The 19,129-nt window shown below is 42.3% G+C and carries 15 protein-coding genes and 1 other annotated feature; of the genes, 14 read left to right on the top strand and 1 reads right to left on the bottom strand.

Annotation, left to right across the window (positions count from 1 at the left end):
* The first annotated feature begins 211 nt into the window (after nucleotides 1-211).
* The 11 genes from ACH9UM_RS10095 to leuS all read left to right on the top strand — a co-directional run bounded on the left by ACH9UM_RS10095 (nucleotide 212) and on the right by leuS (nucleotide 12,380).
* Complete coding sequence (locus tag ACH9UM_RS10095) at nucleotides 212-601, top strand: CidA/LrgA family protein (RefSeq protein ID WP_004846271.1); 390 nt, start codon at nucleotides 212-214, stop codon at nucleotides 599-601.
* On the top strand, nucleotides 598-1,278 hold the full coding sequence (locus tag ACH9UM_RS10090; protein ID WP_004846272.1) for an LrgB family protein: 681 nt from the start codon (nucleotides 598-600) through the stop codon (nucleotides 1,276-1,278). Before ACH9UM_RS10095 ends, ACH9UM_RS10090 begins: the two co-directional genes overlap by 4 nt.
* Nucleotides 1,279-1,361: 83 nt before the next feature.
* Complete coding sequence (locus ACH9UM_RS10085) at nucleotides 1,362-2,930, top strand: ClC family H(+)/Cl(-) exchange transporter (protein ID WP_009243437.1); 1,569 nt, start codon at nucleotides 1,362-1,364, stop codon at nucleotides 2,928-2,930.
* A 52-nt stretch (nucleotides 2,931-2,982) separates the two neighbouring features.
* Nucleotides 2,983-3,678, top strand: a complete 696-nt coding sequence (gene pyrH, locus ACH9UM_RS10080) for a UMP kinase (RefSeq protein ID WP_004846274.1) — start codon at nucleotides 2,983-2,985, stop codon at nucleotides 3,676-3,678.
* Nucleotides 3,679-3,710: 32 nt separating this feature from the next.
* Nucleotides 3,711-4,262, top strand: a complete 552-nt coding sequence (gene frr / locus ACH9UM_RS10075; RefSeq protein ID WP_004846275.1) for a ribosome recycling factor — start codon at nucleotides 3,711-3,713, stop codon at nucleotides 4,260-4,262.
* A gap of 38 nt (nucleotides 4,263-4,300) precedes the next feature.
* A complete protein-coding gene (locus ACH9UM_RS10070) occupies nucleotides 4,301-5,044 on the top strand; it encodes an isoprenyl transferase (RefSeq protein ID WP_256125589.1) in 744 nt (247 codons plus the stop codon).
* Nucleotides 5,045-5,047: 3 nt separating this feature from the next.
* A complete protein-coding gene (locus ACH9UM_RS10065; RefSeq protein WP_004846277.1) occupies nucleotides 5,048-5,860 on the top strand; it encodes a phosphatidate cytidylyltransferase in 813 nt (270 codons plus the stop codon).
* A gap of 81 nt (nucleotides 5,861-5,941) precedes the next feature.
* Nucleotides 5,942-7,084 carry a 1-deoxy-D-xylulose-5-phosphate reductoisomerase gene (gene dxr, locus ACH9UM_RS10060; RefSeq protein WP_004846278.1) on the top strand — a complete coding sequence of 381 codons (1,143 nt, stop codon included), beginning with the start codon at nucleotides 5,942-5,944 and terminating at the stop codon, nucleotides 7,082-7,084.
* Between the two features lie 3 nt (nucleotides 7,085-7,087).
* On the top strand, nucleotides 7,088-8,119 hold the full coding sequence (gene rseP / locus ACH9UM_RS10055; protein WP_009243436.1) for an RIP metalloprotease RseP: 1,032 nt from the start codon (nucleotides 7,088-7,090) through the stop codon (nucleotides 8,117-8,119).
* A gap of 100 nt (nucleotides 8,120-8,219) precedes the next feature.
* Nucleotides 8,220-9,536 carry a peptidoglycan-binding protein gene (locus ACH9UM_RS10050; protein WP_009320974.1) on the top strand — a complete coding sequence of 439 codons (1,317 nt, stop codon included), beginning with the start codon at nucleotides 8,220-8,222 and terminating at the stop codon, nucleotides 9,534-9,536.
* A 95-nt stretch (nucleotides 9,537-9,631) separates the two neighbouring features.
* Nucleotides 9,632-9,884 (top strand) — a binding site (T-box leader).
* A 63-nt stretch (nucleotides 9,885-9,947) separates the two neighbouring features.
* The gene (gene leuS, locus ACH9UM_RS10045) at nucleotides 9,948-12,380 is read left to right on the top strand and encodes a leucine--tRNA ligase (RefSeq protein WP_400092445.1); all 2,433 of its coding nucleotides are present in this window, start codon (nucleotides 9,948-9,950) and stop codon (nucleotides 12,378-12,380) included.
* 270 nt (nucleotides 12,381-12,650) lie between these two features.
* Here the strand turns inward: leuS and ACH9UM_RS10040 are convergent, their stop codons facing one another.
* Nucleotides 12,651-13,160: a hypothetical protein gene (locus tag ACH9UM_RS10040; RefSeq protein ID WP_400091250.1), complete on the bottom strand. Its 510-nt coding sequence runs from the start codon at nucleotides 13,158-13,160 to the stop codon at nucleotides 12,651-12,653.
* A gap of 103 nt (nucleotides 13,161-13,263) precedes the next feature.
* Between ACH9UM_RS10040 and ACH9UM_RS10035 the strand changes: the two genes are divergently transcribed.
* The 3 genes from ACH9UM_RS10035 (at nucleotide 13,264) to ACH9UM_RS10025 (ending at nucleotide 19,086) form a co-directional block, all read left to right on the top strand.
* Nucleotides 13,264-17,808 carry a Rib/alpha-like domain-containing protein gene (locus ACH9UM_RS10035; protein WP_400091248.1) on the top strand — a complete coding sequence of 1,515 codons (4,545 nt, stop codon included), beginning with the start codon at nucleotides 13,264-13,266 and terminating at the stop codon, nucleotides 17,806-17,808.
* Between the two features lie 270 nt (nucleotides 17,809-18,078).
* On the top strand, nucleotides 18,079-18,630 hold the full coding sequence (locus tag ACH9UM_RS10030; RefSeq protein WP_009243418.1) for a DUF3793 family protein: 552 nt from the start codon (nucleotides 18,079-18,081) through the stop codon (nucleotides 18,628-18,630).
* 135 nt (nucleotides 18,631-18,765) lie between these two features.
* Nucleotides 18,766-19,086: a putative heavy metal-binding protein gene (locus ACH9UM_RS10025; RefSeq protein ID WP_004847043.1), complete on the top strand. Its 321-nt coding sequence runs from the start codon at nucleotides 18,766-18,768 to the stop codon at nucleotides 19,084-19,086.
* Nucleotides 19,087-19,129: the final 43 nt, after the last annotated feature.

Below are 19,129 nucleotides of genomic sequence, written 5' to 3'. Positions count from 1 at the left end.
AATAGTATCATAGAATACAAAAAAAAGAATGTCAATGATTTTTTTTGCATATTTCTTTTATTTCTATCTCTTTTTTCGCCTTTTAATGTGCAGATAAATGATATATGAACAGATTTAAAGAATAGCGCCCGACATTGACAGTCTTGCAAAGACAGTGGTATTTTAGTAGAGTTAATGATAGGCGATCAAGAACAATTAAGGAGTTGATGCAATGAAAATCATTAGACAGATCGGGATCATTTTTACAGTATGCTGGCTTAGCCTTGTGATAGAGAAACTGCTTCCTTTTACCTTTCCGGCAAGTGTGATCGGAATGATACTTCTTTTTTTATGCCTGTTTACCGGAGTTTTAAAGATAGAACATATTCAGGAAAAGGCGGATTTTCTTCTCGGAAATATGGCGTTCTTTTTTGTTCCTGCGGGCGTAAGTATTATGAATTATTTTGATGTGCTGAAACATTCGATTGTACAGTTAGTTTTTGTTTGTATTATTTCTACAATTATTACATTTGCAGTGACTGCATGGAGCGTGAAATTGACACTCCGTTTGATGAAAAGCAGGAAACCAGAAAATCTACAGTCAGGAGGCGGAGAAAAATGAGAGAATTGTGTTCTTCACCGTATTTTGGAATTGCGCTAAGCGTTCTAGCCTTCGGAATCGGGGTGAAATTAAATGAAAAGTTAAAAACACCTGTCTGTAATCCATTGGTGATTGCCATTGTTCTTATTGTCGGGGTTCTTCTTATTTTTAAAATACCCTATGAAGATTATAATGCGGGAGGAAAGATTATTAATATGTTCCTCGCTCCGGCAACTGCCTGCCTTGCAGTGGCAATCTATACAAAAATACAGATACTCAAACAGTACTGGCTTCCGATTCTTGTCGGCTGCACGGCCGGATCTTTGGCATCTATGGGAAGTGTTTACGGACTGTGCCGGTTATTCGGACTGGATAAAAGTCTGACAGTTTCTTTGCTGCCGAAATCCGTAACAACCCCGATTGCCGTGAGCATATCAGAACCGGCAGGCGGCGTCGTTCCGATTACGGTTGCCGCCGTTATCGGAACAGGAATACTAGGGGGGATATTTGCGCCCCTTCTTATAAAATTATTTAAGGTATCTGATCCGGTTGCGGCAGGACTTGCCATAGGGGCATCCAGCCATGCGGTAGGAACATCGAAAGCGATTGAGATCGGGGAAGTGGAAGGCGCGATGAGCGGACTTGCAATCGGTATATGCGGTATTGTCACTGTGATTGTGTCTATATTTCTGGTGTGAAATATTTTCGGGAAGATCTTCGATGATCTTTACGGCTTTTTGTCGGAACTGTAGAAAAAAGGAATGGAAGAAATGAGGATAAAATGAAAAGAAATACATCGCATACAATAAAAAGAGCGCAGCGTTTTCCTGTTATATTGATCGGGGAAGGACTTCTCGTAGGAGCTGTCGGAGGGTTGATCGTGCTCCTTTACAGAATCGCGCTTACTTGTGCGGGAAAATGGCTTGGTGAAGCGCTGGCGTTTATAAAAGGAAATCCACTGCGGATTGCGGGATGGTTTGCTGTTTTGATGCTGCTTGCAGTGCTTGTCGGGAAACTGATAAAATGGGAACCGATGATATCGGGGAGCGGAATACCGCAGGTTGAAGGTGAAATACTTGGAAAATTGAATCAAAACTGGCTTAAAGTTCTGCCCGCTAAGTTTGCGGGAGGATTTCTTTGTCTGTTCGGCGGACTGTCTCTTGGCAGGGAAGGTCCGTCTATACAGCTTGGAGTGATGAGCGGACAGGGAATATCACGGATTTTAAGCAGAGGGAAAACAGAAGAACGGTATTTGATGACGTGTGGGGCGAGCGCCGGACTGGCTGCGGCATTTCACGCTCCTTTGGCAGGCGTTATGTTTGCGTTGGAAGAACTGCACAAAGGGTTTTCGACAAGTCTGCTTATTTCGGTTATGACAGCTTCGGTTACGGCAGATTATATATCGTCTCATATTATGGGGCTTGATCCGGTGTTCCGATTTCAGTTGGAACAGACGCTTCCCCAGAATTATTATTGGATGATCCTTGTGTTGGGAGTGATTTTAGGTCTGATGGGAGCGCTCTATAATAAGGTAATGCTAAAAGCGCAGGAACTTTATAAAAGACCGAAATTTTTAAACGAGACGACTCGTCTTATGATCGCGTTTTCGGCGGCGGGAGTGCTTGGACTTTGCATGCCTTCGGTACTTGGAAGCGGAGGGGATCTGATCGTTGCTTTGACGGATAAAGAGATGGTGTTGAAAGTTGCGATCATTACGTTTCTTGTGAAATTTCTGTTTTCGGCAGTCAGTTTCGGATCCGGCGCTCCTGGCGGAATTTTTTTTCCGCTTCTGATATTAGGCGCAATGGTCGGCGGAATCTTCTCTATGACAGGAACGGAAATCTTCGGTTTAGATCCGATGTATATGAATAATTTCGTTTTACTGGCAATGGCCGGATTTTTCACGGCGATCGTTCGTGCGCCGATCACAGGGATCATACTTCTGTTTGAGATGTCCGGCTCGGTAAGTCAGATGCTTTCTCTTGCACTTGTTTCGGTGACTGCATATGTCACTGCAACTTTGGTAAGATCTGAACCGATTTATGAAAGCCTTCTGGCAAATCTGCTGCAAAGAGAAAAAGAGGAAGAACAGCCGGTTTATGCGGGCGGGCAGAAAGTGCTGAGCGAGTTTGTGATCATGGGAGGTTCTGCTCTTGAAAACCGCACCGTCATGGAAATAGATCTGCCGGACAACTGCCTTCTTGTCGCGGTAGACAGAGGCGGAAAAGAGTTTATTCCGAAAGGAAAAACATGCCTTATGGCAGGCGATAAACTGACGGTTATGGCAGATGAACGAGATGCGGGATATGTACATGACAAAATGAAAAACTTATGTTATACTTCATTTTAGGTCAGCATTGATTTTAAATAGTTAATGTGAAGAAAACAAAGGAGAGTACGATATGAAAAGAGTACTGTTAAAGCTGAGCGGAGAAGCGCTCGCGGGAGATAAAAAAACAGGTTTTGACGAGGCAACCTGTATTAAAGTTGCAGAGCAGGTAAAGAAACTGACTGAGGATGGCATTCAGGTGGCGATCGTGACCGGAGGAGGCAACTTCTGGAGGGGAAGGACGAGCGAGACGATCGACCGGACAAAAGCAGATCAGATCGGAATGCTGGCAACGGTGATGAACTGTATTTATGTATCTGATATTTTCCGTTATGTCGGGATGAAAACAGAAGTGTTTACGCCGTTTGTATGCGGTTCGTTTACGTCATTATTCTCAAAAGATGCGGCAGTAGCGGCGCTGGAAGAAGGAAAAGTGATCTTTTTCGCAGGAGGAACGGGACATCCGTATTTTTCAACAGATACAGGGGCGGTATTAAGAGCGATCGAGATTGAAGCGGACGCGATGCTGCTTGCAAAGGCGATAGACGGTATTTATGACAGCGATCCGAAAGTGAATCCGGAAGCGGTCAAATATGACGAGATATCCATACAGGAAGTGATCGATCAGAAACTTGCCGCGGTGGATCTTACAGCATCGATTCTCTGCCTTGAAAATAAGATGCCGATGCTTGTATTCGGTTTGAACGAGGAAAACAGTATTGTGGAAACGATGAGCGGAAACTTTACGGGAACGAAAGTGACTGTATAAGCGTTATAAAAAATTTGCAGGAGGATATAAATATGAATGAAAGATTGACGACATATGATTCAAAGATGACAAAAACGATCAATAATCTTGACGGAGAATTAGCTACGATCAGAGCCGGTCGCGCAAATCCACATGTTCTTGATAAATTGACAGTTGATTATTACGGATCGCCGACACCGATCCAACAGGTGGCAAACGTATCTGTCCCGGAAGCAAGGATGATTCAGATCCAGCCGTGGGAAAAGAGCATGCTCAAAGAGATTGAGAAAGCGATCCTTATGTCAGATCTCGGCATCAATCCGACTAATGACGGTTCGACGGTTCGCCTCGTATTCCCTGAACTTACGGAGGATCGGAGAAAAGAACTGGCAAAAGATGTGAAGAAAAAAGGAGAGGCTGCGAAAGTGGCTGTCAGAAATATCCGTCGTGACGGAAATGTAGCGTTTAAGAAGTTAAAAGGAACGGAAGTTTCGGAAGATGAGATCAAAGATCTGGAAGACGATCTTCAGAAGATTACGGATAAATATATCGAAAAGATTGATAAGATGGTCGAGGTAAAGACAAAAGAGATTATGACTGTGTAATCGGATTCTTAACGCCGTTACAAAAACTGGGGGCTTTGATTGTAAGCCCCCTTTCGTATAGAGAGGAAGAAAAGATGAACGTACCGCAGCATATAGCAATTATTTTAGACGGAAATGGCAGATGGGCGAAAGCAAAGGGGATGCCGCGAAACTACGGACACGCACAGGGAAGCAAAAATGTGGAGAAAATCTGTGAAGAGGCATGGCGTATGGGAATTAAATATCTGACGGTTTATGCATTTTCAACAGAAAATTGGAGCCGCCCGGAAAATGAAGTTGCGGCTCTTATGAAACTGCTTCGTAATTATATGAAAACATGCTTGAAAACAGCGGCCAAGAATGATATGAAGATCCGTGTGATCGGAGATATTGAGCCGTTGGATGACGATATCAAAAGCAGGATTCGCGAGCTAGAAGCTGCTACCACAGACAACGGCGGTCTGAATTTTACGATTGCCTTGAATTACGGAAGCAGAGATGAGCTGACACGGGCAGCGCAAAAAATGGCGAAAGACTGTGCAGAAGGAAAGATAAAAGCAGAAGAGATTGATGAATCGGTGTTTGAGACATATTTAGATACTCATGGGATTCCGGATCCAGATATGATGATCCGAACGAGTGGGGAGCAGAGATTGTCGAATTATCTTCTTTGGCAGCTTGCATATTCGGAATTTTATTTTACGGATGTGCCCTGGCCGGATTTTACAAAAGAAGAACTTGTAAAAGCAATCGAAGAATATAACCACAGACACAGAAGATTCGGCAAAGTTGAGGAGGCGTAATCTATGTTTAAAACACGGTTGTTGAGCGGCATTATGCTGATGATCATTGCATTGACGACAGTGATTGCCGGAGGGCAAGTTTTATTTACGGTTCTTTTCGCGATCAGCCTGATCGGAATGTCAGAACTTTATAAAGTGTTTGGCATTGAGAAAAAAGCGCCGGGAATTGTCGGTTATATTTTTGCTTTCGGGTATTATGCGCTTATTTATATGGAAGAATATCTCCCGGGAGAAAAACATACATGGTTTATGCTGCTTTTTATGGCGTATTTGATCTGCCAGATGGCAGTGCTTGTATTTTCTTATCCGAAATATAATACACAGCAGATCATGGCGGCATTTTTCGGAGTATTTTATGTAGCGGTAATGCTGTCTTACATTTACCTTACAAGAATGCTTCCGGGAGGAGTGTTTACCGTATGGCTTGTGTTTATCTGTTCGTGGGGATGCGATACATGTGCATACTGTGTAGGCATGCTCATCGGAAAGCATAAGATGGCTCCGGTTCTGAGTCCGAAAAAATCCGTAGAAGGCGGGATAGGAGGAATTGCAGGCGCAGCCCTGATTGGTGTGCTTTATGCATTAGCTGTGAACCACTGGGGAAATGCAGGGGCGAGTATCGTTTCTTATGCAGTGATCGGTGCAGTCGGCGGCGCAATTTCCCAGATCGGCGATCTGGCGGCATCGGCGATCAAACGTTATCATAATATTAAAGATTACGGGAAACTGATTCCGGGTCATGGAGGAATTCTGGATCGTTTTGACAGTGTCATTTTTACTGCTCCGATCATATATTATCTTGCGGTTTTATTGTAAGACATAAGGGCATTATGAAGCCGGAAGATAAGTTTACGGGCGATATGTTACAGGACAGATGCAGAAGTGAGGTACAAAGATATGAAAAGAATCGCTGTCTTAGGGTCTACCGGCTCGATCGGAACCCAGACGCTTGAAATTGTAAGAACAAACAAAGATATAAAAATCACGGCGCTTGCTGCGGGAAATAACATTGAACTTCTGGAAAAACAGATCCGGGAATTCAAACCGTCGATTGCCGCAGTGTGGAATGAGGAAAAAGCCGCAGAGCTGAAAATAAAGACTGCGGATCTGGATGTGGAGATCTTATCCGGGATGGACGGATTGCTTGCCGCTGCATCTTGGAAAGATTCACAGATTGTTGTAACTGCGATTGTAGGTATGATCGGAATCCTGCCGACGATCGAGGCGATCAAAGCCGGAAAGGATATTGCGCTGGCAAATAAAGAAACACTTGTGACGGCAGGGCATATTATCATGCCGCTGGCGGAACAATATAAAGTGTCGATCCTTCCTGTAGACAGTGAACACAGCGCGATTTTTCAGTCGCTTCAGGGGGGACAGCGCAAAGCTCTCCATAAAATATTATTGACTGCTTCGGGCGGACCGTTCCGCGGGAAAAAAAGAGAAGAACTTACCGGTATACAAGTTGAAGATGCTTTGAAACATCCAAACTGGGAGATGGGACAGAAGATTACGATCGATTCTTCTACAATGGTGAATAAAGGTCTTGAAGTGATAGAAGCCAAATGGCTTTTTGACGTTTCGGTCGATCAGATCCAAGTTGTCGTACAGCCTCAAAGCATTATTCATTCTATGGTAGAATATGAGGACGGTGCGGTGATCGCTCAACTTGGAACACCGGACATGAAACTGCCGATCCAATATGCGCTTTATTATCCGGAGAGAAGGTATCTTCCGGGAGATCGTCTTGATTTTTCCACACTTTCGCAGATTACTTTTGAGAAGCCGGATATGGAGACGTTTTACGGACTGAAGCTTGCGTATGAAGCCGGGAGAAAAGGCGGTTCTCTTCCGACTGTGTTTAATGCGGCAAACGAGCGTGCTGTTGCAATGTTTCTCGGAAGACAGATCGCATATCTTGAGATTCCGGAGATTATTTCGGCGTGTATGGAAAATCATAAAAATATTGCAGATCCGACAGTGGAAGAGATACTAAAGACTGAGCGGGAAACATATGAATTTATAAAAAACAGGTGGTAGCGAATGGGAATCATTATTGCAGTTTTATTATTTAGTTTTATTATCATCTTTCATGAATTGGGACATTTTCTTCTTGCAAAGAAAAACGGAATTCGGGTAGATGAATTTTCTTTAGGACTTGGACCTACGTTATTAGGAAAACAGATCGGAGAGACAAAATTTTCTCTGAAACTGCTTCCTTTCGGCGGCGCGTGTATGATGGGCGAAGATGATGCCGACGATCTGTCGGAAGGAAGTTTCAACAGTAAATCCGTGTGGGCGAGAATGTCAGTTGTTGCGGCGGGACCGATCTTCAATCTCATTCTTGCGTGTGTTTTCTGTTTTATATTGATTATGATAACCGGTTACAGAAGTCCGGAAATAACAGGAGTGCTGGACGGCTATTCCGCGCAGGAAGAGGGACTTCAAGCCGGAGACGTTATCACAGAGATCAACGGGCGGAACGTGCATATATGGGATGATGTCAGTCTGTATACAATGACACATGCCGATGAAGCGCCTTTCAAAGTAGAGTATGAACGTGACGGCAAGAAATATACGGCAAAACTGGAGCCTCGACAGTTGGAAGGCGATGCCGCACCGCTGCTTGGGGTGACAAGCGGAGATATAGTAAAACCGGGGATTTTCAAATCTGTTGAATACAGTATTTACAAAGTAAAGTACTGGATGAATTATACAGTAGACAGTTTGCGCATGCTTGTGACAGGTCAGGCAGGACTTAAAGATCTTTCAGGTCCGGTAGGAATTGTAAATGCCGTAGACGACATGTATCAGGAAGCAGCTCCGGCAGGGTTCGGCGTTGTGATGCTCAGTATGATGAACTTCGGTGTTCTGCTGACAACAAATCTCGGAATTTTAAATCTGCTTCCGCTCCCTGCATTGGACGGAGGACGACTTGTTTTTCTTATAATAGAAGCGATCCGTAAAAAACGTGTTCCGCCGGAAAAAGAAGGAATGGTACATTTTGCGGGATTCGCATTGCTTATGGTACTGATGGCCGTTGTGATGTATAACGATATCATGAAGTTGTTTTGATTATCATATGCTCTTGCAGAGACTCCGAATACGAAAGTTGTTCTAAACGAAAGCTTCCGCATATATATTTAGAGAGAATAAATCTGATGAAGGAGAACGTATGCGGGAAACAGAAAACAATAAGAGGTATAAAGCTGCAATGCAAGGAGTCGGGATGCAGAATGTGAAAATGCAGCAGGAGGCGGCAGATAAAGGATCATTACAGGTGAATGTAACTTCATCGGTGAATTCATATCCGATTTCGGAAGCTCGCATTTCGATTTCGTATACCGGTGTTCCGGAAAATACATTAGAACAGTTGGTGACTGATTCCTCGGGGCAGACGGATATGATTGAGCTGGATGCGCCGCCGGAAGAGTGGAGTCTGGACCCTGAAAACGAACGGCAGCCTTATTCGGAATATACATTGAATGTAAGCGCTCCGGGGTTTGAGCCTGTGAGCATTGCGGGAACAGAAATTCTGGCAAATACAAAAGCAATTCAAAATATCAGGATGAGACCGACAGATACGGGCAGGGAAGAGGAAGAAATTTTCGTCATCCCTGCTCATACTTTATATGCAGAATATCCTCCTAAAATAGCGGAAGATGAGATCAAGCCTGTAAATGAAAGCGGAGAGATCGTTTTAAGCCGTGTTGTTGTTCCTGAATACATTGTTGTTCATGACGGTTCTCCGAGAGATTCGACTGCAAAAAACTATTATGTGAAGTATAAAGATTATATCAAAAATGTGGCGTCCAGCGAAATTTATGCCACCTGGCCCGCAAATACGATTCGGGCAAACGTTCTTGCGATTATGTCTTTTACGCTCAATCGCGTTTATACCGAATGGTATAGAAACAAAGGGTATGATTTTACGATCACTTCATCTACAGCATTCGATCATAAGTGGATACCGGAAAGAAATGTATATGAAAGCATTTCCGTGATCGTAGATGAATTGTTTGCAAATTATCTTTCAAGACCGAACGTGCGGCAGCCGATATTGACACAGTATTGTGACGGGAAAATGGTGAGCTGTCCGAATTGGATGACACAATGGGGGTCGAAGGAACTTGGAGATAAAGGTTTGACACCGATCGAGATTCTTCGTTATTTTTACGGAGATGACATGTATATTAATATTGCGCCGGAAATATCAGGTATTCCATCTTCGTGGCCGGGATATGTATTGGAGATCGGGTCAAGCGGAGAAAAGGTGAGGCAGATACAGGAGCAGTTGAATGTAATTGCGGGAGCGTATCCTGCGATACCTAAAATTACGGCAGACGGTATTTACGGTTCAAAAACGGCGGAATCGGTCAGAAAATTTCAGGAAGTGTTTCAACTGCCGCAAACGGGGAAAGTCGACTACAGTACATGGTATAAAATATCCGAAATTTATGTCGGCGTATCCAGAATCGCAGAGTTGACGTAACTTTGAAAAATCGAAAGTGATAGCGGAATCGGCATAGTTCCGGTGAAAATACCTTGACTTATTTTAATGACATATTTATAATGAATAAGGATATTGCAAAAACATGGAAGAGGAATAGTAGGAGTGTATCGTATTCAGAGAACTGCCGGTCGGTGCGAGGCAGAAACGTAAACTGTGAACTCACCTCGGAGTTCTTTCGTTGAACTTCAAGTAGACGAAAGCGGGAATTCCCGTTATAGAATGAATGAGTGCATTTGGTCGGATGAGGATACAGGAACAAAAAAGTTTTCCCGGTCCGGTCGGATGAACAAGAGTGGTACCACGGAAATAAGCCTTTTCGTCTCTTGAGTTTTCAGGAACGGGAGGCTTTCTTTTATGCGTAATATAACGATGAATGAAGGAGAGAAACATATGGGTACAAAGATAATGTATAATCACAAAGCGATTGAAAAAAAGTGGCGTGAAAAATGGGCGGAAAATTCGGTAAATCCAAGAGTGGATGATAACGGAAATAAAAAACAGAAGTATTACTGTCTTGACATGTTTCCGTATCCGTCAGGAAACGGTCTTCATGTCGGACATTGGAGAGGGTATGTAATTTCTGACGTATGGAGCCGTTATAAACTTCAGCAGGGATATTATATTGTACATCCGATGGGATGGGATGCATTCGGTCTGCCTGCTGAAAACTATGCGATCAAGATGGGAGTACATCCGGCGAAATCAACGGCGGAAAATGTGGCGAATATTAAACGTCAGATCAATGAGATCGCAGCGCTCTATGATTGGGATATGGAAGTTAACACGACAGATCCGAATTTTTATAAATGGACGCAGTGGATTTTTGTGAAGATGTTTAAAGAAGGACTTGCATATGAAAAAGAATTTCCGATCAACTGGTGTCCGTCCTGTAAGACCGGTTTGGCAAATGAAGAAGTTGTAAATGGCAAATGCGAGCGCTGCGGAGCGGAAGTCACGAAGAAAAATCTTCGTCAGTGGATGTTGAAGATCACAGCATATGCAGATCGGCTGTTAAATGATCTCGATAAGCTGGACTGGCCGGAAAAAGTAAAGAAGATGCAGGCTGACTGGATCGGAAAATCCTACGGAGCAGAAGTGGAGTTCCCTGTTGACGGAAGAGATGAGAAGATCACTGTTTATACGACAAGACCTGATACGCTTTACGGCGCGACATTTATGGTGCTTGCTCCTGAACATGAGATGGCGGCATCTCTTGCGACAGATGAGACAAGAGAAGCAGTGGAAAAATATATTTACGATGCGTCAATGAAATCAAACGTAGATCGTCTTCAGGACAAAGAGAAGACAGGCGTATTTACGGGAAGCTATGCAATCAATCCGCTTAGCGGAGTGAAGACACCGATCTGGCTGTCTGATTATGTATTGGCTGATTACGGTACAGGAGCGATTATGTGTGTTCCTGCTCATGATGATCGTGACTTTGAGTTTGCAAAAAAATTCAATATTCCTATTATTCAGGTAATTGCAAAAGACGGAAAAGAAATCGAAAATATGACAGAAGCTTATACAGAAGCTTCGGGAACGATGATCAACTCGGGCGAGTGGAATGGAATGGAATCGTCAGTGCTTAAAAAAGAAGCTCCGCACATTATAGAAGAGCGCGGATTCGGAAAAGCAACAGTCAACTTTAAACTGCGTGACTGGGTATTTTCACGTCAGCGTTACTGGGGAGAACCGATTCCGATCATTCACTGTCCTGACTGCGGTAATGTTCCGGTACCGGAAGAAGAACTGCCGCTTACGCTTCCTGACGTAGAATCTTATGAACCGACAGGAACAGGAGAATCACCGCTTGCAGGAATTGAAGAATGGGTAAATTGTACATGTCCGGTATGTGGAAAACCTGCAAAGCGTGAGACAAATACGATGCCTCAATGGGCAGGATCTTCATGGTATTTCTTGCGTTATGTAGACAGTAAAAACGATAAAGAATTAGTGTCCAGAGAAAAAGCAGACGAGATGCTGCCGGTAGATATGTATATCGGAGGCGTAGAACATGCCGTGCTTCACCTTCTGTATTCTCGGTTTTATACAAAATTTTTGTATGATATCGGAGTAGTAGATTTTGACGAACCGTTCCACAAATTGTTCAATCAGGGAATGATCACCGGAAAGAACGGAATTAAGATGAGTAAATCAAAAGGAAATGTCGTTTCGCCGGATGCTCTTGTGAATGATTATGGATGCGACTCGTTAAGAATGTACGAGCTTTTTGTAGGACCGCCGGAGTTGGATGCGGAATGGGACGACAGAGGAATCGACGGAGTAAACCGTTTCCTGAAACGTCTTTGGAATCTGCTTATGGACAGTAAAGAAGCAGACGTTCAGCCGACAAAAGAGATGATAAAACTTCGCCATAAAATGGTTTATGATATTACAAATCGTCTGGAAAGTTTCAGTTTGAATACTGTAATTTCGGGATTTATGGAGTATAACAACAAGTTTATTGAAATGGCGAAAAAGGAAGGCGGAATTGATAAAGAAACATTAGAAACAATCGCGGTTCTTCTTTCTCCGTTTGCACCGCATTTTGCCGAAGAAATGTGGGAGCAGCTTGGCCATGGAGAAACAATTTTTAAAGCAGGATGGCCGTCATATGACGAAAGTACAATGAAAGATGACGAGATTGAAGTGCCGGTACAGATTAACGGAAAGACAAGAGCTGTTATCAGTATTTCTGCCGATGCATCAAAAGATGAGGCAATCGCCGCCGGAAAAGAAGCGGTAGCCGATAAACTGACAGGTACGATCGTCAAAGAAATTTATGTACCGAAAAAAATAATCAATATCGTTCAGAAATAATTGAGAAGAAATTCTCACAACAGAATAAAGTGCTTGGAAATATTGAAAAGTTCGCTTAAAACCAAGGTTTACAGACATTTTTCTTCAAAGAAAAGGTATCATAGAATACCGCAAAATATCGTAACAGATTTTTAAAATGGAGTAAATTTGGAGTAAAGATTGAAAGAAAATGGAGTAAATATTTCAAGTCAAAATGGACGCAGGTAGTGGAAATACTTCCTGCGTCTATTTGATATAATTGATAAAAAATAAGGCTATTTTGCATTATAGTTATAAAAAGTAACATCCATCTAGGATTTCTAAATCCTTTACAATATATAACTCTTGAAATAATTTGAAATCATCACTGGTTAATATTAGGGTTGGTTTTGATTTTACTATGTTACCATTCTTGTCTAAATATTGTGAGTAATATTTCTTAGACTTAGAATCGTAAATGTCAGATGTAGTTAAAGCTTTGTTAAAAGGGTAAAGAAAACTTGTTTTATTCATGACAAAAGGTTCTTTTCCTTTTTTTAGGTTGAAACAAGCTTTAAATCTTACTATATATGAAAGATTCTTTTGGGTGATAATGGAAGGAAGAGCATTGCCACTCCAAAAAATAGGTTCTTTTTCATATATTGATTCATCAATTATTTTAGGAGGAAATGCTACGGACATATAATTTTTTTTGCTTGAATATCCATAAATTTTTTTATCTAAATAGTCATCAGAATCATTTGCGTTTGGAGAACTTTTTTGAATAGGAGTTTTAAAGAAATTCTTTTTAAGTTCATCCAACTGTGCTGTATGTAATTCTTTTAATTCTTCACTTGATATTCCATAACCTATAACATCACGTGATACGGTATCTATTATAGATTGAGATATAGCGTCTAATTTAATGATGTATGTAATAGGAATCGAAGTTGAACCAAAAAGGCTGACAGAAGCAAATCCAAGACCGATCAGAAGAGCGCTTACGAGAAAAAGCGATACGATAGGGCGAATGACAAATATATGGGAAGTAAATTATATCAGATCTGAAAACGGAGTGTTTGCAGGAGGAGAGACGACAGATACTCAGACTGCGCATAATGGAATTATTTATCTTGATAAACCGCTGAATAAAATTCTTGAAGAAATCGGAGATGAAAATCTGACAAACGAACGGCTCTTTTACAGAATTTATTTGACAAGCGTTCAAGATAAAGGAGCTATTGTTCCGGGCATTGCTTCTACAGGATTTTTCAAAATTAACGGTCTGGATATCCAGATCGAAACGATAGAATCTAGCGGCAATGAAAAATGGTTTAAGCATGCGGCTGTTGAAGGCAGATATGTAAGAAGTGATAAGTTTAAAAATCCTGGCGGAGCGATTAATCAAAACGGAGCTATCGTCGTAGATCATAAGATATCGAAGAATACTAACTTTGCTTATATAAGCGCAAAGAACAAACCGTGGACTCTTGAGTATGGAGTCGATCCGAGATTGGTAAAATATATTGGAGGTATCGAGCTTTATTACATGGATGCAGCTGATTATGTGAATCCGGATTATTCTCTAAAAAACAAAGCAAATCGCAAAGTTCGAGATTTGTCGATCGTAAGAACAGCAGGTCATAAAAAATATGGTTATGGTGATATTACAGAGAATCAGTTTACGCAAATAGTAGATGTTCATGGAGGACGACCCGAACCGATCACGATAAGATATGTCTATAAGCTTAATAAGCCAATCAATGAAATTTTGGAGGAATTAAGAAGAGAAGCCGGAGTAGAAGAAGGAGAAGCGTTTGGTAAAGATTTTATATTCAGCGCATGGATTACAGATAAAACAAAAGATGCTCTGATAACGAATACATACGGTACAGGCTACTATAGAATTCAGGATATTGACGGTGATGGAAAGCTTGATGAGGAGGAAGCAAATAATGAGCAAAGTCCTTATATCGGCGTTCCGAAAATTACAGCTCCTTATGAAGGTGATAATAAAGTAAAAGCTGTTGTGCATTTAAATGAAAATGCCGGAAAGGGAAATAAAGCTCAGCTGATCAATAAAAACGGAGTTGTCGTTGCTACAATTAATAATGTAGATGCAGAGGAAAACGGCATACCAAAAACAATAGATAGAGAACTTGAATTTACGGTTACTGATTCAAGTGTATTAGGTAAAGCAGGAGATAAACTTACCGTTAAGATCATTCCTTCAGATGAAAGGTATGAGAAAGCGGAAGAAGCAGAAACAAAGGTAAAAGAAGCGCCAAAAGCAGTCAAAGATCCTCTCAGAGTTGTCAAAGGAAAGGATTTAACAGAAGATACGGTATTAGCGAAAAAAGGAGTAGAAAATTCAAATAAAATGCCGGGAGGAACAACATATCGGTGGAAAACTGCTCCGAATACAAGTCAGGCAGGAAATACGACTGGGATAGTGTCAGTAACTGTTCCTGACAGAGAAGAAGCTTTTGAAGTAACTGTTCCTATTGAAGTGTTTTTAGCGGATGCAGATAAATATACTCCGCAGACAACGTCGATTATTAAAGAGTATGGAACATCAACGACAGAAGAGGAAATTATAGGCGCGGTAACAGTGCCGGGATATCCGGAAGATACAGTGGATGAACTGGAAATAGCACTTGATAATGCAACTCAGATTCCGGATGGGAATACAGCAGGGGATTATCCTGTAGATGTAACAGTTACTTATCCGGATGGAAGTGAAGATAAAGTACAAGTAACAGTTACAGTAAAAGAACAAAAAGATAATGAGAAGTATATTCCGGAATTCGATCAGATTAATAAAAACTACGGCGAAGCAACAACGGAAGAGGAGATCAAAGGTGCGCTGAAGGAAGAAAGCGTACCGGAGAACATGGAAGTCACAGTGAAGAATCCGGAAAACCTTCCGGACGGAATGACAGAGGGAACATTCGAAATAGAAGTGACGGTAGAGTACCCGGACGGAACAAGCGAAGATACGACAGTGCAGGTAGTGGTGACGGATAACCGCACGGATGCAGAGAAGTATACGCCGGAATTCGATCAGATCGAGAAAAACTACGGCGAGGCAACAACGGAAGAAGAGATCAAAGGTGCGCTGAAGGAAGAAAGCGTACCGGAGAATACGGAAGTCACAGTGAAGAATCCGGAAAGCCTGCCGGATGGAATGACAGAAGGAACATTCGAGATAGAAGTGACGGTAGAATATCCGGACGGAACAAGCGAAGATACGACAGTGCAGGTAGTGGTAACGGACAACCGCACAGATGCAGAGAAGTATACGCCGGAATTCAATCAGATTGAGAAGAATCATGGGGAAGCTACAACGGAAGAAGAGATCAAAGGTGCACTGAAAGAAGAAAGCGTACCGGAGAACACGGAAGTCACAGTGAAGAATCCGGAAAACCTTCCGGACGGAATGACAGAGGGAACATTCGAAATAGAAGTGACGGTAGAGTACCCGGACGGAACAAGCGAAGATACGACAGTGCAGGTAGTGGTAACGGATAACCGCACGGATGCAGAGAAGTATACGCCGGAATTCAATCAGATTGAGAAGAATCATGGGGAAGCTACAACGGAAGAAGAAATCAAAGGTGCACTGAAAGAAGAAAGCGTACCGGAGAACACGGAAGTCACAGTGAAGAATCCGGAAAGCCTGCCGGATGGAATGACAGAAGGAACATTCGAGATAGAAGTGACGGTAGAGTACCCGGACGGAACAAGCGAAGATACGACAGTGCAGGTAGTGGTGACGGATAACCGCACGGATGCAGAGAAGTATACGCCGGAATTCGATCAGATCGAGAAAAACTACGGCGAGGCAACAACGGAAGAAGAGATCAAAGGTGCACTGAAAGAAGAAAGCGTACCGGAGAATACGGAAGTCACGGTGAAGAATCCGGAAAGCCTGCCGGATGGAATGACAGAAGGAACATTCGAGATAGAAGTGACGGTAGAATATCCGGACGGAACAAGCGAAGATACGACAGTGCAGGTAGTGGTGACGGATAACTTTTTAGTTGTCACTAAAAATCCGCCAAAACAAATTGATGGACAGAGAGTAGCTGAAAATACAAATGTAATTACAGCAAATCTGACATTTACTGTAGAAGGTGTACATGATGAAGGATTAAATTCAGGTCTTTCCATTGATGAAAATGGAAATTTGACAGGAACGCCAAAACTTAATTGGGGTGACAAGAATTCCGACACTTATGAAGAACAGACAGTAGTTCTTCATGCAATAGCAACAGCGGAAAGTGGTAGTAAAAAACCTGTAACAATATCGGTAGTAGTTCAAAGAGATACGGACGGAGACGGAGAGCCGGATATCACGGATACAGACGATGATGGAGATGGATTTACGGATATAGAAGAGGAAGAAAAAGGTACTGATCCAAAAGATCCAGACTCAGTTCCGCAGGTTGATCCGATTGTTGCGCCGACTATAGGAGAAATAGAAGATCAGACTGTTGTAGAAGGAAATGCGATTACGCCGGTAACTCCGGAGGTGACGGAAGGATCGAATGTAACAGTGGAGGGTCTGCCGGAAGGAGTGATGTTTGAGAACGGAACGATTCAGGGAACGCCGAAAGTGACATGGAACGGATCGGAAGAAAGCAGAGCAATTACAGTGACAGTAAAGGCGGAGAAAGACGGAGCGACTGCCAGAGAGACTTTCGTGATCACAGTTCAAAGAGATACGGACGGAGACGGAGAGCCGGATATCACGGATACAGACGATGATGGAGATGGATTTACGGATATAGAAGAGGAAGAAAAAGGTACTGATCCAAAAGATCCAGACTCAGTTCCGCAGGTTGATCCGATTGTTGCGCCGACTATAGGAGAAATAGAAGATCAGACTGTTGTAGAAGGAAATGCGATTACGCCGGTAACTCCGGAGGTGACGGAAGGATCGAATGTAACAGTGGAGGGTCTGCCGGAAGGAGTGATGTTTGAGAACGGAACGATTCAGGGAACGCCGAAAGTGACATGGAACGGATCGGAAGAAAGCAGAGCAATTACAGTGACAGTAAAGGCGGAGAAAGACGGAGCAACTGGCAGAGAGACTTTCGTGATCACAGTTCAAAGAGATACGGACGGAGACGGAGAGCCGGATATCACGGATACAGACGATGACGGAGATGGATTTACGGATATAGAAGAGGAAGAAAAAGGTACTGATCCAAAAGATCCAAACTCAGTTCCGCAGGTTGATCCGAAGCCGGTCAAACCGGATCAAAAGCAAGATCCTGAAATTTCTCAAAATAAAGTAGTGAACAATGTGGTTAATAATTCTTATAAAAAGCCGATTTCCAATGCACCAAAAACAGGGGATTTTGGCAATGGAACAGGATATACAGGTTTAGCTGCATTGGCTGCGGGATTGATGCTTCTTCTTGGAATAAAGAAAAAAAGAAAAGAGGAAGACGGTGAAGAATAAGATCTGATATGATCACATTAAAACGGTGTAGCAATTTGCTATGCCGTTTTATTGTGACAGCTATGAACCAAATCTCAGGTTAGCCAGATACATTGGTGATCGAAATTAAGCCATTATGGCTGCCAATCGAAATCAAGAATTATGATTGACAAAATTGCATAAATAGAGTAAAGTTTAGTTAGTTAAAACTAACTAAAAGGCGAAGAAGATTATTATTTTGAGGAAACGATTTGCTTTTTGGAAAATGTTTAAGGAGAAATCAAAGAGACTATGTCAGAAGAAATGCTTGTAAGTTATTGCTCGCCCACTTTATCGGGGCTTAAAACAGGAAGTCTTTTTTCGTGTCCATGTGATTCTAAAAAAAAGATGTCCGGAGAAATAAGTAATTTTAATCAGAAGTTGTCAAAAAAAGGAATCCGAATTCTTCCGGTACGCATATCAGGCAGGAGAGCTTTGATTTATGTTTATCGTCCGGAAAAATTAAAGCAGGATTTTTTTGATGAGAAAGTGCAGACGATTTTAGCACATAAAGGGTATGACTGCACAAACCAAAATCGTTGTGTCTGCAGATTGGTTGAAAAACTGCGGAAGGATTCAGAATTTCCACATGAGATTGGTTTATTTTTAGGATATCCGGCGGAAGATGTCAAAGGATTTATAGAAAATAAGGCGGCTAGCAGCAAGTGCTCGGGATGTTGGAAAGTATATGGGGATGAACAAACAGCAATGAATCTCTTTGAAGAATACAGGAAGTGTACAGAAATCTGCTATAGAAAATGGAAAAACGGCGCAGATGTTGAACAGCTTACGGTTTCTATATAATCATGAATTCAGAAGAGCCGATAGAGAATGAAAAAATCCGCTTTAATAAGTTGAAAAAATTCATATGGATTTCATATGGAAAATATGTAATAATTTGCTTATTAATTGAAAAAACAAAAAAGAAAGGGGAAAAGTATGATTATTACGACAACACCTTCTATTGAGGGAAGAAGAATTGTAGATTACAGAGGAATTGTTTTTGGCGAGGTTGTCTCAGGTGTGGATTTTGTCAGAGATCTGGCGGCGTCTTTCACGAATTTTTTTGGCGGAAGATCAGGCGGATACGAGGAAGAACTTGTGACGGCAAGACAGAATGCGCTTAACGAGATGGCTCAGCGGGCGGCATCGGCAGGAGCGAATGCTGTTGTGGGAGTTGACGTTGATTATGAAGTTCTCGGGGCTGACGGAAATATGCTGATGGTGACAGTGAGCGGAACGGCAGTGGTTGTAGAGTAAATCAATTTTTACAAGGCAGCAGGGTCAGAAAAAGATCAGGAAT

The sequence above is a fragment of the Mediterraneibacter torques genome (assembly GCF_044591705.1).
GTDB classification, from domain to species: Bacteria; Bacillota; Clostridia; order Lachnospirales; family Lachnospiraceae; genus Mediterraneibacter; species Mediterraneibacter torques.
This window is presented reverse-complemented; position numbering and strand designations above follow the sequence as displayed.

Excerpts from the sequence above, each read along its gene's own strand:
- ACH9UM_RS10095 (WP_004846271.1), top strand. The coding sequence starts at position 212 with ATGAAAATCATTAGACAGATCGGGATCATTTTTACAGTATGCTGGCTT.
- ACH9UM_RS10090 (WP_004846272.1), top strand. The coding sequence starts at position 598 with ATGAGAGAATTGTGTTCTTCACCGTATTTTGGAATTGCGCTAAGCGTT.
- ACH9UM_RS10085 (WP_009243437.1), top strand. The coding sequence starts at position 1,362 with ATGAAAAGAAATACATCGCATACAATAAAAAGAGCGCAGCGTTTTCCT.
- pyrH (WP_004846274.1), top strand. The coding sequence starts at position 2,983 with ATGAAAAGAGTACTGTTAAAGCTGAGCGGAGAAGCGCTCGCGGGAGAT.
- frr (WP_004846275.1), top strand. The coding sequence starts at position 3,711 with ATGAATGAAAGATTGACGACATATGATTCAAAGATGACAAAAACGATC.
- ACH9UM_RS10065 (WP_004846277.1), top strand. The coding sequence starts at position 5,048 with ATGTTTAAAACACGGTTGTTGAGCGGCATTATGCTGATGATCATTGCA.
- dxr (WP_004846278.1), top strand. The coding sequence starts at position 5,942 with ATGAAAAGAATCGCTGTCTTAGGGTCTACCGGCTCGATCGGAACCCAG.
- rseP (WP_009243436.1), top strand. The coding sequence starts at position 7,088 with ATGGGAATCATTATTGCAGTTTTATTATTTAGTTTTATTATCATCTTT.
- ACH9UM_RS10050 (WP_009320974.1), top strand. The coding sequence starts at position 8,220 with ATGCGGGAAACAGAAAACAATAAGAGGTATAAAGCTGCAATGCAAGGA.
- leuS (WP_400092445.1), top strand. The coding sequence starts at position 9,948 with ATGGGTACAAAGATAATGTATAATCACAAAGCGATTGAAAAAAAGTGG.
- ACH9UM_RS10035 (WP_400091248.1), top strand. The coding sequence starts at position 13,264 with ATGATGTATGTAATAGGAATCGAAGTTGAACCAAAAAGGCTGACAGAA.
- ACH9UM_RS10030 (WP_009243418.1), top strand. The coding sequence starts at position 18,079 with ATGTCAGAAGAAATGCTTGTAAGTTATTGCTCGCCCACTTTATCGGGG.
- ACH9UM_RS10025 (WP_004847043.1), top strand. The coding sequence starts at position 18,766 with ATGATTATTACGACAACACCTTCTATTGAGGGAAGAAGAATTGTAGAT.